Genomic DNA, 14,929 nt, shown 5'->3' on the forward strand with positions numbered 1-14,929 from the left:
TTACTGTCCGCCCTTCTGTACGAACCCGCGAACAAATTCCTCGGCGTTCGATTCAAGGACGCCGTCAATCTCATCGAGGAGATCGTCGACGCCTTCGGTCTGGCTGGTCTCCTGCGGCTGGCCGGCTGGCTCCGGAGGCGTTGGATCCTGCTCTGCCTCGTCCTGCTCCTGCGGGCGTGATCCGGTGTTCCGCTGGTCCTGTGTTGCCATGGTGAGAGCCCTTCTCTTCGCCTGTTGTCCGCTACTTCTATGGTGCCATGCTGGGTTCCGGACCGCCCTGCAGCCGGGAGACAAATTCCTCAGCCGTCCGCGAACCCGCGAACAGTTCCTCGGTCAGTTCAGCCGTCCCACGAAGGGGTTCGCGGGTCTGGATTCGTTGAAGCCGCCGCTGGGACGGCAGCTCGAAAATGATCGAATCCCAGCTCGCGCCAACCACTTCCTTGGGGAAGCGCGAGATGCAGTGCCCCCGGAAGTACGCCCGCGTGTCGCGAGGGGGCTCGCTGACAGCGCGCACGACGTCGTCGTCGGTCACGAGCCGCTCTATCGCGCCCCTGGCCGCCAGCCGGTAGTAGATGCCCTTCCCAGGGCGAAGATCCGCGTACTGGAGGTCCACCAGCGCAAGTCGTGGATCTTTCCAACCCAACGCGTCTCGGTCCCGGTAGGCCTGCAGAACTTTCAGCTTGGCGATCCAGTCCACCTGCCGTGCGGCATCCATTGGTTCGCTGCGCAGGACGTCCAGCAACGCCCCCCAGCGTTGAAGAATGTCGGCTGTCTGTGGGTCCGATGAACCCTGCGTAGCCACTGCCTTGCTCGCTGCCTCGAAGTAGATCGCCTGCAAATCGACTGCTGTGATCTGACGCCCGTCCGTCAAACGGATCAGATGGCGCAGGGACGGATCATGGCTCACTGCCTGCAGTTCGCGGACCGGTTCGGCAACTTCCGGGACCGGCACAAGGTCCTGCTCGATGAGTGAAAGCACCAGTGATGTAGTTCCGAGCTTGAGGTAGTTCGATACCTCGCTGAGATTGGCGTCGCCGATGATGACGTGCAACCGGCGATACTTCTCCGCAACGGCATGCGGCTCATCGCGGGTATTAATGATGGGACGCCGAACAGTGGTCTCCAGGCCCACCTCGTTCTCGAAGAAGTCGGCCCGTTGGCTGAGTTGGAAACCCGCCTGCTGGTTGAGCGCACCGATGCCAACCCTGCCCGCTCCACAGATCACTTGCCGGGAAACGAAGAACGGAATCAGCGCAGCAGCGATCCTGTTGAAGGGGACCGCGCGGGGCACCAGGTAGTTCTCGTGGGAACCATAGGACACGCTCTTGCTATCCGTGTTGTTCTTGTACAGGTTGACGGGCGAGAACCCCGGGGTGGCAGCAATGCGCTGCATTGCACGCTGCACGACGACGTCGCCCGCGCGATCCCAACGCACAGCATCCAGCGGACTTGTCACCTCCGGAGAGGAGTACTCGGGGTGCGCATGGTCGACGTACAGCCGCGCACCATTACCCAGAACAAGGTTCATCAGAATCGCGGCGTCTTCAGAGGGCTCGCTCAACCCCTGGTCCACGAGGGCGATCTGCTCAGCAGACAACACCGGCGCTTCATCAGTTAGCTGGCTGGGGTCCGCTGCCAACCGTCCCATCTGCCAGCCACGAGCATCCGACAGCGGCGCTTCATCGGTGTAGTCCCAGCGCGTTCCGGCGAGGTTCCCCAGCCCTTCGCGCAGGGTTGCTGCGTACGCATTGACAACCTGAGTGGAGAGTACCGTTGCATTGGCGTCTGCCACTCCAGGGGCGATGATGCCGTATTCGGTCTCCGTACCCATCACCCTGTGCACGGTCAGGGGCGTCCCGTCGTGTCTGGTAGGACCTGGCCCGTGTGAATTCTCTGTCAAAGATACTGTCCTGTATTGGCCGTAGTCTCGATGGTCTTCCCCGGCTCCTGGCCCGCCTTACCCTGCACAATCGTGCGGATGTAAGTGATCCTTTCACCCTTCTTGCCTGAGATCCGTGCCCAGTCATCGGGGTTCGTGGTGTTGGGGAGATCTTCGTGCTCGCGAAACTCATCGACGACAGCCTGCAGCAGATGCTCGATGCGCAAGCCCTTCTGTCCGTCGAGCAGCAGATCCTTGATGGCATTCTTCTTCGCGCGGTCCACCACGTTCTGAATGACTGCGCCCGAATTGAAATCCTTGAAGTACAGCATCTCCGTGTCGCCATTGGCGTACGTGACTTCGAGGTACTCATTGGACTTCTCGGTGGAATACATCTTCTCCACAGTGCGATCAACCATCGCCTGGATGGTCGCCGGAACGCTGCCACCGTATTCAGCGAGGTCATCGCGATGCAACGGCAGATCATCAGTGATGTACTTCGCAAAGATCTCCGCGGCGCCCTCCGCATCGGGACGGTGAATCTTGATCTTGACGTCGAGCCTTCCCGGTCGCAGTATCGCAGGATCGATCATGTCCTCCCGGTTGGAGGCCCCGATGACGATCACGTTCTCCAGCTTCTCGACACCGTCGATCTCACTGAGCAGTTGCGGAACAATGGTGGTCTCGACGTCGGAGGACACACCGGTTCCCCGGGTGCGGAACAGCGAATCCATCTCATCGAAGAAAACGACCACAGGCGAGCCGTCGGATGCTTTCTCACGCGCCCTGGCAAAAATGAGCCGGATGTGCCGCTCTGTCTCCCCGACATACTTGTCAAGCAGCTCGGGCCCCTTGATGTTAAGGAAGTAGCTACGCGTTTCCTCGGATCCGGTGCGTTCTATGGCCCGCGCAGCGAGAGAATTTGCGACGGCCTTCGCGATCAGGGTCTTCCCGCAACCGGGCGGGCCGTAGAGAAGAATGCCCTTCGGGGCTTTGAGCCCGTGCTCCCGGTACAGATCCGGGTGCAGGAACGGAAGCTCCACGGCATCGCGGATCTGCTCGATCTGCGGACCCAGTCCCCCGATATCCTCATAGGCGATATCCGGCACTTCCTCGAGCACCAGGTTTTCCACTTCGCTCCGTGCGATCTTCTCGAGCGCATAGCCGGTCCGATTGTCAACCGACAGTGCATCACCGACTCTGATCCGCTCGAGCTGGAGCGGCCCGCTCAACCGGACAACGCGTTCCTCGTCGGCCCGGCCGATCACCAGGACGCGGTCCTTGCCGAGCAACTCCTTGATTGTTACCAATTCACCCGTGCGTTCGAACGAGAGAGCCGCAACGATGGTCAGCGATTCATTCAGGAGCACTTCCTGACCGGGCATCAATTGTTCGACGTTGACGAGCGGACTCACCGAAACCCGGAGTTTGCGGCCGGACTGGAAGATGTCGGCGCTGTCCTGGTGCGCCGCCTGGGCCCCGCTGCCTGGCACCCCCGAGTCCCTGGCGTTCACCTGGATGATTGTTGCGAAGCTGAAGGGCGTGGCGCCCTCCTTCTCAAGCGCCGCTTTCAACCGGATGATTTCGGTCCGCGCGTTTTCAAGTGCCGCGACCAACTTGGCATTGTTTGACGTGGCGGAAGCGAGCTGTCGGTCAATATGCCGCAGCTTGTCACGGAGGACGTTGAGCTGGCGTTGGGCGACTGCGAGCTGGCTATCAGTATTCGCGCGGGTCGGATCCGGCTCAGGTTGTCCGGTTCCGGAGCCGTTATCTGCTGTATTCAACGTCATCGCCACCTTCACCGTTGTCTGATGCTTGCTCTTTGACCATAGCGCAGAGGGGGTCGGATTACGGCGAAAGTGACCACTTCGTCATCTTGCTCGAGGCAGTCAGTCGGGTGAGCCGTTCTGCTCAGCTTCCCGGCGAGCCTGTGCTTCGTCTGCCGGGAGTGCCCCGCGCTGAACAGTCGAACTTGCGTCGCGGGCAACGCGGCGGAGCCGCTTGTCGGAAACCGCGCGTTCCCCAACCGCCTGCGGCGTCCATGCGTTGAGGTCCTCCTCGCTGAACCCGGTCTTGGATGGCCGTCGTTTGGTACTGATCCCTGTGACGCCGTGTGCCAGGCGGCGCGTGGTCAGCAGGAAGCCGGTGTGGGCGACCATCCGGTGGTCAGGGCGTACCGCGAGTCCTTCCAGGTGCCAGCCACGAACCATCGATTCCCAAGCCTCGGGCTCGGTGAACCGGCCGTCTGCGCGGATAGCTTCAGCCGTCCGGGAGAGTTGTGTCACGGTGGCAACATAGTTGATCCACACACCGCCGGCAGCAAGAACGGTGGCTACGGAGTCTAGGCATTCCCAGGGCGCGAGCATGTCCAGCACAACCCGGTCGACGCTGCCGGGTGCCTCCTGTTCGAGGACCTGTTCCTGGAAATCCCCGAGCGTTATCTTCCAGGCAGGGTGCTTGCCGCCGAATATGGTTTCGACATTGCCTTTCGCGATATCTGCGAACTCCTCGCGGCGCTCGAAGGAGTGCAGATACCCGCTGTCGCCTACGGCGCGGAGCAACGAGATAGAGAGTGCGCCCGACCCCACACCAGCCTCGACCACACGGGAACCGGGATAGATGTCGGCCATGGTGACAATCTGGCCGGCGTCTTTCGGATAGACAACCGCAGCTCCACGGGGCATCGACAATACGAAGTCCGAGAGCAGCGGACGCAGCGCCTGGTACGGGGCGCCGGTGGTATTAGTGACGATGGTGCCCTCGGATGCGCCAATCAGCTGGTCGTGGCTAAGGAAACCCTTATGGGTATGGAAAGCTCCGCCGGGTGTAAGGGTGATGGTGTTCATGCGCCCTTTCTCGTCCGTGAGCTGCACCCGTTCACCGGGCCGAAACGGTCCACGGCGGGCAGCGGCACCGTGAGGCTGCTGCCCGGTCTCGGTGTCGGGGTGAGTTGTGTTCATGAAGGATCCTTCGGGGTTCTTTCGGGCAGCTCTTTGCCGTCCGGTGCTTCAGTTGAAGAAATGCCGCTAGAGGTGCGAGCGACCGGTGATTGCAGCTATGACGACAGCCTGCTGTAACAAGCCCGTTACTGTCCCCTGCCGGTCCGTAACGGCGTATTCGCTTCCGGCCAGTCGCGCCAGATACTGCACGAGTTCCTGGCCCTCAGCAATTTCGGGTACGTAGGCTCCCGGAGCGAGCGCTCGGGCGACAGCATTGGCAGGTGTCGCTGCGGCCTGCGAATCGGGAACCGCCATCAGCGCACCTGAATCCACGACGGCTTCCGGCAGTCCTGCCGGACTTGTCAGGACCACCGCGACCCCCGGGCGGTCACCAAGGACCCGACGGACCTGCTGTACGGAGCTACCCGCGAGCATGCCAACCGCGGGATGCTTCAGCCTGCCGGCGCTTACTTCAGGCAGGCGCAGACGCATCCGGGCATTGGTGATGGCTGAGCTCGCGCCAAGCCAGAGAAAACCGCCCATGACGACGGCTACGAGTACGGTGGTGGCGCTAGGCTGAGTACCGCGGATGAGCGGTACAAGAACGACGGCCACGATCAAGCCGACTGCGATCACACGCCCCGTCCAGCCGGCTGCGACCGTGCCCTTCTCCTGGCTACCCGTCGCTTGCCACACGGCCGACTCGACGATCCGGCCGCCGTCGAGCGGTAGCCCTGGAAGCACGTTGAAGAGCGCCACGAGGAAGTTCGCCCAGACGAGGATGTTCGCGAGGAGATTCGCCACACCGGACGGCTCTATGAGAAGCAGAGCCACCCAACCGATCAAAGCGATCACGAAGTTGGCGGCGGGCCCGGCGAGCGCAACGATGAGCGACCGGCCGGGGCTGGCCGCGAAATTCTCGAACTGGGTATGTCCGCCCCAGAGGTTCAGGACGATTCGTGTGGTTGGCCAGCCAAAGACCCGCGCCGAGAGGGCATGCGCGAGTTCATGGACCAGAACCGAGGCCGCCAACAGGACCGCATATGCAAGTGCTACCCCATAGGCGCCCAAGCCGATGCCCGGATAAAGGTCCGCCACCTGCGGGCCGAACACGAAGACGACAAACGCGGCGATGATGAACCAGGACCAGGCGAGGACCACGGGGATGCCCCAGAGCCGACCGAGCGGGATGCCTTCGCGTCGGGCGGCTCCGTGTTGGGAGGGCCGACTCATGCTTTGGGTCCTTTTGACAATGCCGCCGCTGACGAAGACTGGACAAGCTCCTCAAGATCACCCACGGTTCGACCAGCCAGTGTCGCCCACTCATGGTCCGCCGAATCTGTCGGCAATGCCACCATGTGTGGAATGCCGAGCGCAACAAGACCCGCGGCTTTTGCGGAGGCGATTCCAGGGATTGAGTCTTCGATGGCGACAACACGCGACTTATCCAGCGCCCGTGAGCTCCCCAGACCATCGAACGCAAGTTGATACGCCTCGGGATCCGGTTTGCCGCGGGCAACCATGTCGCCTGTCACGAGTAGTTCGAACGTACCAACGGGGAGCTTCCGCGCGACTTCCTGCGCGAGGAGCTGTTCGGACATAGTGACCATTGCGCAAGGTATGCCGTTCTCGCGCAGGGCAAGGAGCAGTTCCCGGGCTCCCGGCCGCCATGGCACCGATACGCGCACCCGCTCGGTCACCCGCCCGATGAGATGGTCGATGATTTCGCGCACGCTCAGGCTCACCCCGGCAGCTTGCAGCACACCGGCGGAGAATGTGAGCGACTGCCCTACCAGGCCGGTAGCCTCCTCATCGGACCAGGAACCGCCGTGGGTGTTGACCAGTTCGTGCTCCGCCTCGATCCAGTAAGGCTCCGTGTCAACAATTGTTCCGTCCATATCCCATAGAACGGCCTGCAGATATTCCAGAGCCGGCCTTCCTCCGACCGTCCCGTCAGCACTGTTTGAGGGCGCAGTTGTATTGCCGGGAGGGGTGACCATGCCCCAAGTCTACGTGTCCACTTGCCTGCGTACGGCGGGTCCGCTCTCCGCGAAGCCGTCCCGTACCGCCTGACAGGTCTATGCGCAGAGGTTTAGGGTGAAACGGTGAGTACCTTTGATGACGCCCAGCCCGCGGGCATACGCGGTATGTTCACCGAGAACGGCGGTGAGCGCCCGGTCACTGTGATGCTCGCCGCGTTTGAGGGGTGGAATGATGCCGGTGAGGCTGCAAGCGACGCACTGAAGTTTCTGGGCAAACACTGGAACGGCGAGAAAATCTCCACGATCGACGCCGACGAATTCTACGATTTCCAGTTCACACGTCCCGTCATCAAGCGCAACAGCTCTGGCCAACGTCGTATCGAGTGGCCCACCACCAGGATCAGCCGGGCATCGGTATCTCAAAGCAACCTTGACATCATCCTCGTTCACGGCGTTGAGCCCTCCTACAAATGGCGCGCCTATACGGCGGAGCTCGTGGGCATGGCGAAAGAGCTCGAAGTGGATTGCCTGGTGCTGGTGGGGGCGCTGTTGGCAGATGTGCCGCACACTCGTCCCATCCCCGTGACAGTCTCAACAGATGACGATCAGGTGCGCACCACCCTCGACGTCGAGTCATCCACCTATGAGGGGCCCATCGGCATCGTCGGTGTCCTGGCCGAGGTGGGACAGTTGGCAGACATTCCCACCCTTTCGATGTGGGCTGCCGTGCCTCACTATGTCGGTCAGTCACCGTCGCCCAAAGCCCAGCTGGCGCTCCTGAACCGGCTTGAAGAACTTCTGCATGTCAGTCTTGATACCCATGTCCTTGCCGAAGAGTCGGAGGCTTGGGAGCGAGGCGTGGATGAATTGTCCACCGAAGACCCGGAGGTAGCGGCATATGTTCGCCAGCTCGAGGAGGCTAAGGACACGGCGGACCTGCCTGAAGCGAGCGGGGAGTCGATAGCCAGGGAGTTTGAACGCTATCTGAAGAAGCGGCGGAAGGATTAGTCCTTCAGCCGGACTCCTAACAGGGCGTCGAACGCCGCTGCTGCCAACCGGGCGCCGTCGTCGGTTCCTTTTTGATGCGCGGTCAGGGTGCACCATTGATCAACCGCAAGCAGCGCGCTGGGTGCGTCAAGGTCGTTAGCCAGTGCGCCCCTGATACTTCCCAGCACGTCCTCGACTGACTTTACTGTTGCTGTGTCTAGAGCAGCACGCCACGCATCGAGACGCACTCCGGCAGCGTGGAGGCCCTCGGCGGTCCAGGACCAGTCGGAACGGTAGTGGTTAGCAAGGATGGCAAGGCGGATGGCAGCGGGATCGGTTCCTGCCTGACGAAGCGCCGAAACCAGAACGAGGTTGCCCTTCGACTTGCTCATCTTCTCGCCATCGAGGCCAACCATTCCCGCGTGCGCGTAATGCCGTGCAAGAGACCGCCCCGAGATGGCCTGGGCGTGACCTGAACTCATCTCGTGGTGAGGAAACATGAGGTCTGCTCCGCCGCCCTGAACGGCGAACGGCGTCTTGAGGAACTGCAGCGCGATGACTGAACACTCAATATGCCACCCCGGCCTCCCCCTCCCGAGGGAAGCAGCTTCCCAGGACGGCTCTGATTCCCTGGCCATCCGCCACAGGAGTGGATCCAGCGGGTTTCGCTTGCCCGGCCGATCGGGGTCACCACCACGCTCGCCGAAGAGGGGAAGCATCTGTTCCGCGGTCAGGTGTGAAATAAACCCCGGCCTCCACTGTGCCTCCGACGACTCGCTGGTTTTCGCGACCGCGCCATCAACGGAGAAGTAGATGTCGCCGTCGGGCTCGGAGCCCGAGCCTGGAACGCGGTAGGCCAGATTCTCCGCCAGCAGGGACTCGATCACCCGGACGATTGAACCTATTGATTCGACGGCGCCAACGTAGTGCGAAGGGGCCAATACGTTCAGGGCCTCCATGTCCGTGCGGAACAGGTCGGTCTGTGATTGCGCCAGGTCGGTCCAATCGACGCCGGTGGCCGCTGCACGCTCCAGCAGGGGGTCGTCAATATCCGTGACGTTCTGCACGTAGTTGACCTCGGCGCCGGCATCCCGCCATAACCGGTTCAACAGGTCGAAAGCGACATACGTGGATGCGTGGCCCATGTGGGTGGCGTCATACGGTGTTATGCCGCATACGTAGAGGCCCTGCTGCGGATCGTCGGGGACTTCGACCAGCGTCTCCTTTGCGCTGTCCCACAGGCGAATGGCTGCTGAAGAGCCCGGCAGATCTGGTACGGAGCGGGAGTTCCAAGAAATCACGGTTCTACCTTACGGGCTGGCAGATCAGGGATCGTGTCCCAACGCGGGTGGGACGTATCACGCACTGATGACGTTGAACCCCAGCAGAAGAAAGAGAACCAGCCCCAGGGCGATCCGGTACCACACAAATATTCCATAGCTGCGGGTGGAGACGAACTTGAGGAACCACCCGATGATGACATAACCCACGGCAAATGCGATCACCGTCGCGAGCAGGGTCTCACCGGCACCGTAGGGTCCGGGCGTACCGGCGCTCTTGTAGAGCTGATACAGTCCGCTGCCGAAGACAGCCGGAATCGCCAGGAGGAAGGAGTACCGGGCAGCGGCCTCCCTGGTGTAGCCCATGAGCAGGCCGGCAGTAATGGTCCCCCCGGACCGCGACACGCCGGGCACCAGCGCCAGCGCCTGGGCCAAACCGTAGAAAATGCCATGCCGGTACGTCAGCCGATCCAGGGTCAACTGCTGCCGGCCGTAGGCATCGGCGATCGCGAGAAAGACACCGAAGACAACGAGCATGGTCGCAACCAACCACATACTCCTGAACGTGCTCTCGATTTGGTCCTGGAAGAGCAACCCGAGAATCACGATCGGGACGCTGCCGAGAATGACGAGCCAGCCCATGCGGGCGTCGGGGTTATTGCGCGGCACGGATCCGGTCAGGGATCCGAACCATGCGCGGATGATTCTCATGATGTCCCGCCAGAAGAAAACGACGACGGCGGTTTCAGTGCCCAATTGGGTGATCGCAGTGAACGCCGCACCCGGATCCTGTGCTCCGGGCATCAGCTCCCCGACAATGCGCAGGTGCGCACTCGATGAGATTGGCAGGAACTCGGTAAGGCCCTGAACAAGGCCCAGGACGGCCGCTTCAATCCAATTCACAGATAAGACCCTACGTCACATGGAAGGGTGCGCTGACGCTCGGCGCGGGACCCTCGGCCAGTAGCGCCCACCGGCCTCCCACCCCTCGCTGACGCTCGGCGCGGGACCCTCGGCCAGTAGGCTTAGGCGTATGCAGTCGCGAAAAGTGGGCAGTAGCGGACAGTCGGTATCCGTGCTTGGCCTCGGAACGATGACCTGGGGAATCGACGCGGACGAGGAGAGCGCGCGCGAACAGCTCAGGGTATTCACAGAGGCAGGCGGCACCCTGCTGAGTACCGCCGCGCGGTACTCGGACGGCCGGTCGGAGGCAATCCTCGGTTCGCTGCTCGGAGACGTCGTCGCGCGATCAGAAGTAGTGCTGGCCGTACTCGGAGGAACACCACGACGATGGGCAGACGGACAGAGCGACGCATCGCGTAAGGGGCTGCTCGATTCATTGGACGCCTCGCTGTCGCGGCTGGGGACTGACAGTGTCGACTTTTGGATGGCTCCATCGGGGGGCGCAAACGTGCCGGTCGAAGAAACTCTTTCAGCCCTCGAAAGCGCCTACCGCTCCGGGCGTGCGCGGTATGTCGGGCTGACCAATCATGCCGGCTGGGAAATAGCGCGGCTGTGTGCCACGGCCGGATTTCCGGTGACCGTGCACGAGACTGAGTACTCCCTGTTGAACCGGCGCGTCGAAGCGGAAGTCCTGCCGGCGTCGTCGGCCCTTGGCGTCGGTACCTTTGCCTGGGCGCCTCTCGGGCGTGGGGCCCTGACGGGAAAGTACCGATCACAGATCCCCTCGGATTCGCGGGCAGCATCCGATACCTGGGCACCCTACGTCGAGACTTACCTGGACGGACGAGCCCCTCGCATCACCGACGCAGTCTGTACAGCCGCGCGGGGACTGGAGCTAACCCCGCATGAGGTTGCCCTTCGATGGCTGGCTCACCGCCCCACGGTTGCGGCTGTCTTGCTGGGCGCGCGAACGGGCCAGCAACTCAAGGAACTGCTCGGATCTTCTCTTGCTGCGCTGCCCGCACAGATTTCAGACGTTCTGGATGAGGTATCGGCTCCGCGCTGACTCACCTCGCAGCGCGCGGCACTGCCTCGTCTTCCTCTTCCTCGTCGTCATCCTCGTAAATGACGAGAGGGGTGACTTCACCATGTGCTTCGTACAGCGATTCCTCGTAGGACTCGAACGCGTCAGCGATGGACAGGTAGGCGGCTTCGACCGCCGGATCGTCTTCTCCGCGCCTGGATGCAGCAGCAGCGAGATGTTCTTCGAGGGCGGACACGAGCGATTGCAATGCGACACGCGGATCGATGCTCATGCTCTAGACGTTATCGGTAAAGTGAAGCAAATTGGAGGGAAATGCGCGAACAATTTCTGAACTCAACCGTCATCCGAAAGCGGGATTATGGGCGCCAGTATGAGTATCTGGTTGTCACTGTCAACGCGGGCGAACCGCTGTCTGCCGCGCGCCAGCTTCTGACCGAACACGCAGAATACGGCAAGTGGGAACTCGAGCGCAGTTGCATTTACACCGGCGGGAACAGGCGTTTCTGGCTCAGGCGCAAAGTCCTGCGGGTACAGCGCACAGCCTGAACTCGCTGCCCGGTCCCGGGATGTTCACGGCCGGTTTCCGTCGAGCCATGCACTTGCCACGGTCCGCCGGGCAGATTCCAGGGAAGATGGGTGGTACCGCCCTGCCGCCACATCGCGCGACAATCGGCTGAGCTCGCTCCCGCGGAAGTATCCCCGCCCCCCTGCCAGGGTGCGCGCTGCCTCGACAAGGTTCTGCGCGCAGGACGTTGCATGAAGCTTAAGCGCAACCAGCTTTGCGAACCAGCGCCCGTTGTGTTCCACCTGGTTGTCGATGTCCTGCGCGAGCAGGCGAAGGTGGGCATCAAGTGCTTCCCAGTCGATTGCTGCATCCGCAACCGCACCCCGGACTTCCGGGCGGTCAATGACGGGGGTGCCGTCGATACCGGGGCTTCGATCCTCCACAGCGGAGACAGCCAGCTCCAACGCCCTGTCCGCTATGCCCGTGTACACGGCGCTGATGAGCGTTTCGAACGCGGCAAAGATCGCGAAGATGAGCGGATCGCGGTTGGGACCTACGGACAGGTGCCGGAAAATTCGCTCTGCCGGTACGAGAACGCCTTCCAGCCGCGTGGTATGGGATTGGGTGGCGCGCATGCCGAGCGTATCCCAGTCCTCGAGGATCTCCACGCCTGCGGTGCCTCGAGTGATGAAGCCGTGTACCAGCTCTTCATTTTCCGGACCAGTGGACTTTCCGAACACGCCGAGGCGGGTCCAGACGGGCGAAAGGCTCGTAAAGATCTTCGTACCCGTGAACTCATACGCGCCGTCATCGCGTCGCTGGGCGAGCGTCAGGGAATCGAACAGCACTGAGTCATTTCCCGGCTCCGAAAGGCCGAACGCAAATACTTCACCGGCAGCGGCTTCCCGCAGGATGAATTCGAGCGAAGTGTCCCCGCTCTGCCGGAGCAGCCTAGCGACCGCCGTCCAGACAAGGTGCATGTTGACAGCCAGCGCCGTCGCCGGAGCCGCCGCTGCCAGGCGCCGCTGGCAGGCGACCGCCCCCACCATCCCCAGCGCCGCGCCGTCGTCGTCCTTCTCACAGAACAGGCGCAGGTAACCGCGCTCCACCAGCTCCTCGAAATCTTCCTGGCAGAACACGTTCCGGGCGTCATAGTCTGCCGCCCGCTGCCGGAAACGCTCCAGAAGACCGTCGGGGAGGATGTCCTCGGGAAGGGCGGTCATCAGCTGGTGCGGAGCAGGCGGTGAAGTACCCGTGAGCCGAAACGCAGCGAGTCAGTGGGCACCCGCTCATCGACGCCGTGGAACATGCCGGTGAAGTCCAGCTCGTCCGGGAGCCTGAGCGGCGCGAACCCGTAACCGGTGACTCCCAAGCGGCTCAGGGATTTGTTGTCCGTACCGCCCGAAAGCGTATACGGGAGAACCTTCGCTTCCGGATCCTCGGCCAGCAGCGCGTCGACCATCGAATCAACGAGGTTGCCGGCGAAGGGTACTTCCAGCGAGACATCCTTATGCGCATAAGTGACGTCAACGCCTTCGCCCGCGAGTTCCTTGATGGTTGCCAGCACCTGCTCCTCCTGGCCGGGAAGCGTGCGAACGTCGATCAACGCTTCGGCAGTTCCCGGAATGACGTTGTGCTTGTAGCCGCTCTTCAGCATTGTCGGGTTGGAGGTGTTCTGCAATGTTGCCCCCACGAACCGCGCCACGGTGCCAAGTTCCTTGTGCAGGCGTTCGGGGTTTTCGGCATCAAATTCGACGCCCGTCAGTTCGGTAACACCATCGAGGAACGCCCTGGTGGTCGGCGTCAGCTCGATCGGCCAGTGGTGGCCGCCGACCCGCGCCACCGCCCCCGCCAGTCTGGTCACCGCATTGTCGGTATTGATTTGGGATCCATGCCCCGCACGCCCATGTGCCACGAGGCGCAGCCAGGAGATTCCTTTTTCGGCTGTCTGCAACAGATAGGTTCGCTGACCGCCGATGTTCGCGGAGAATCCGCCGACCTCGGAGATGGCCTCGGTTGCGCCGTCGAACAGTTCGGGTTTGTTGTCGACCAGCCAGGAAGCGCCGTAGTTCCCTCCTGCTTCCTCGTCAGCGAAGAAAGCGAAGATCAGGTCACGTTTGGGGCGGGTGCCGTCGCGCTGCATTGAGCGCAGGACGGAAAGGATCATGGCGTCCATGTCCTTCATGTCCACCGCTCCCCTCCCCCAGATAAGTCCGTCCTTCTCCTCCGCGCTGAAGGGATCGACGCTCCAGTCCTCCTTTTGGGCGGGAACAACGTCGAGATGGCCGTGGACTACCAGTGCGGGCAAGCTGGGATCGGTACCCTCCATGCGTGTGAGCACTGAGGCGCGTCCAGGAGCAGACTCGAACAATTGCGCGTTCAGGCCCACCTCCTCGATCAGACCGGCGGTGTATTCAGCAGCTTCCCGTTCACCGGGGCCTTCGTTGTCCCCGAAGTTCGAGGTGTCGATTCGGATAAGGTCTCGGCAGATGCGGACTACTTCATCTTCGGGGGCATTGCCCATCTCGGAACCTCCATAGGTAGTGGCTGTCCTCCCAGCGTACCTACCTGGAATGATGCAACCCGCGCGGCCCTGTGATCTCGCGCACAGCGCGCTCGTTTCGACCATTGTTGCCCCAGGCCACCGCTAATCTTGAAGGTGTCAGCGCCATCCAGGCGCCGAGCATCCAACTTCGCTGGGGAGAACATGAAGATCACCAAGCTTGCGGCTGTTGCCGCCGTCGCCATCGCCGCGCTTACCGGGTGCGGGGAGTCCACCGAATCGCCCGACTCGACGTCGAATACGTCACCCGCTCCCGCAAGCTCCACTGCCGCCGCGCAGAACATCGCGGCGCCATCCACCAACGACTTGATGAGCGAGCCAACGGCCGCGGGCGCGAAGGCCTTCCTTCACCACGTGTTCGAATTGAAGTCCTACGCGCAGCAGACCGGGGACATCGAGCCCCTCCTCGCATCCTTGGACGGCGCTGAGGCCGCTGCCACGGACGCCGAAGCAATCAAGGCTATTTACGACGACGGCGGGTGGATCCTCGGCGGGCAGCCCAAGGTGACGCAGATTGTCATCACGACCCCTGCTGAAGAGGTTGCCGAGGGCACGGAGGTTGAGGCGCTCATTCCCGTCAATCCTGATGCCTACACGTCCTTCGATGAGGCCGGCGAAGTCCAGGAATCACGCCCGTTCGACCCGGCCGGTTCGATGTACTCGGCCACTGTCGTTTACACGGACGGCTCCTGGAAGGCCACCTACTTGGAAGAAACACCGGATGCGGAGCTACCGGCAACCGAGTAGCCCTCTGCTCCAAGAGACGAGCGCCTGCCCTCCTCGAGGGCAGGCGCTCTGCATTTAAGGTCAGGGAGCAGTTGCAGAAGGCACAAAAAAACCCCGGGA

At 62.2% G+C, this 14,929-nt stretch carries 15 protein-coding genes; 4 read left to right on the plus strand and 11 right to left on the minus strand.

Going from position 1 to position 14,929, the window contains the following annotated elements:
* From ACX80C_RS00715 to ACX80C_RS00740, 6 genes are all read right to left on the minus strand, one after another.
* A complete protein-coding gene (locus ACX80C_RS00715) occupies window positions 1-210 on the minus strand; it encodes a ubiquitin-like protein Pup (protein WP_459324313.1) in 210 nt (69 codons plus the stop codon).
* A gap of 37 nt (window positions 211-247) precedes the next feature.
* Window positions 248-1,831, minus strand: a complete 1,584-nt coding sequence (dop, locus tag ACX80C_RS00720) for a depupylase/deamidase Dop (RefSeq protein ID WP_459324612.1) — start codon at window positions 1,829-1,831, stop codon at window positions 248-250.
* 65 nt (window positions 1,832-1,896) lie between these two features.
* Complete coding sequence (arc, locus tag ACX80C_RS00725; protein WP_459324314.1) at window positions 1,897-3,669, minus strand: proteasome ATPase; 1,773 nt, start codon at window positions 3,667-3,669, stop codon at window positions 1,897-1,899.
* Window positions 3,670-3,768: 99 nt separating this feature from the next.
* Window positions 3,769-4,839 (minus strand): tRNA (adenine-N1)-methyltransferase, encoded by a 1,071-nt coding sequence (locus ACX80C_RS00730; RefSeq protein WP_459324315.1) that lies wholly within the window; start codon window positions 4,837-4,839, stop codon window positions 3,769-3,771.
* 66 nt (window positions 4,840-4,905) lie between these two features.
* Window positions 4,906-6,051 carry a site-2 protease family protein gene (locus tag ACX80C_RS00735; protein ID WP_459324316.1) on the minus strand — a complete coding sequence of 382 codons (1,146 nt, stop codon included), beginning with the start codon at window positions 6,049-6,051 and terminating at the stop codon, window positions 4,906-4,908.
* A complete protein-coding gene (locus ACX80C_RS00740; protein WP_459324317.1) occupies window positions 6,048-6,818 on the minus strand; it encodes an HAD family hydrolase in 771 nt (256 codons plus the stop codon). Before ACX80C_RS00740 ends, ACX80C_RS00735 begins: the two co-directional genes overlap by 4 nt.
* Before the next feature lie 147 nt (window positions 6,819-6,965).
* On the opposite strand from ACX80C_RS00740, the gene ACX80C_RS00745 reads away from it, so the two are divergent.
* On the plus strand, window positions 6,966-7,808 hold the full coding sequence (locus ACX80C_RS00745; RefSeq protein ID WP_459324613.1) for a proteasome assembly chaperone family protein: 843 nt from the start codon (window positions 6,966-6,968) through the stop codon (window positions 7,806-7,808).
* Here the strand turns inward: ACX80C_RS00745 and mshC are convergent.
* Entirely contained in the window at window positions 7,805-9,088 is a 1,284-nt protein-coding gene (gene mshC, locus ACX80C_RS00750; protein ID WP_459324318.1) for a cysteine--1-D-myo-inosityl 2-amino-2-deoxy-alpha-D-glucopyranoside ligase, read from the minus strand. The genes ACX80C_RS00745 and mshC overlap by 4 nt on opposite strands.
* A 57-nt stretch (window positions 9,089-9,145) precedes the next feature.
* Window positions 9,146-9,970 (minus strand): undecaprenyl-diphosphate phosphatase, encoded by an 825-nt coding sequence (locus tag ACX80C_RS00755; RefSeq protein ID WP_459324319.1) that lies wholly within the window; start codon window positions 9,968-9,970, stop codon window positions 9,146-9,148.
* 130 nt (window positions 9,971-10,100) lie between these two features.
* Here ACX80C_RS00755 and ACX80C_RS00760 point away from each other — a divergent pair, with 130 nt between their 5' ends.
* Window positions 10,101-11,036: an aldo/keto reductase gene (locus tag ACX80C_RS00760; protein ID WP_459324320.1), complete on the plus strand. Its 936-nt coding sequence runs from the start codon at window positions 10,101-10,103 to the stop codon at window positions 11,034-11,036.
* Between the two features lies 1 nt (window position 11,037).
* Here the strand turns inward: ACX80C_RS00760 and ACX80C_RS00765 are convergent, their stop codons facing one another.
* A complete protein-coding gene (locus tag ACX80C_RS00765; RefSeq protein WP_459324321.1) occupies window positions 11,038-11,286 on the minus strand; it encodes a hypothetical protein in 249 nt (82 codons plus the stop codon).
* A 41-nt stretch (window positions 11,287-11,327) separates the two neighbouring features.
* Between ACX80C_RS00765 and ACX80C_RS00770 the strand changes: the two genes are divergently transcribed.
* A complete protein-coding gene (locus tag ACX80C_RS00770) occupies window positions 11,328-11,561 on the plus strand; it encodes a DUF5703 family protein (protein WP_459324322.1) in 234 nt (77 codons plus the stop codon).
* 24 nt (window positions 11,562-11,585) lie between these two features.
* Here ACX80C_RS00770 and ACX80C_RS00775 read toward each other — a convergent pair whose 3' ends face one another.
* Window positions 11,586-12,743, minus strand: coding sequence for an acyl-CoA dehydrogenase family protein (locus tag ACX80C_RS00775; RefSeq protein ID WP_459324323.1), 1,158 nt, complete (start codon window positions 12,741-12,743; stop codon window positions 11,586-11,588).
* On the minus strand, window positions 12,743-14,044 hold the full coding sequence (locus tag ACX80C_RS00780) for a M20/M25/M40 family metallo-hydrolase (RefSeq protein ID WP_459324324.1): 1,302 nt from the start codon (window positions 14,042-14,044) through the stop codon (window positions 12,743-12,745). Before ACX80C_RS00780 ends, ACX80C_RS00775 begins: the two co-directional genes overlap by 1 nt.
* Before the next feature lie 183 nt (window positions 14,045-14,227).
* On the opposite strand from ACX80C_RS00780, the gene ACX80C_RS00785 reads away from it, so the two are divergent.
* Complete coding sequence (locus ACX80C_RS00785) at window positions 14,228-14,830, plus strand: DUF6318 family protein (RefSeq protein ID WP_459324325.1); 603 nt, start codon at window positions 14,228-14,230, stop codon at window positions 14,828-14,830.
* Window positions 14,831-14,929: the final 99 nt, after the last annotated feature.

This window comes from Arthrobacter tecti (genome assembly GCF_054511355.1).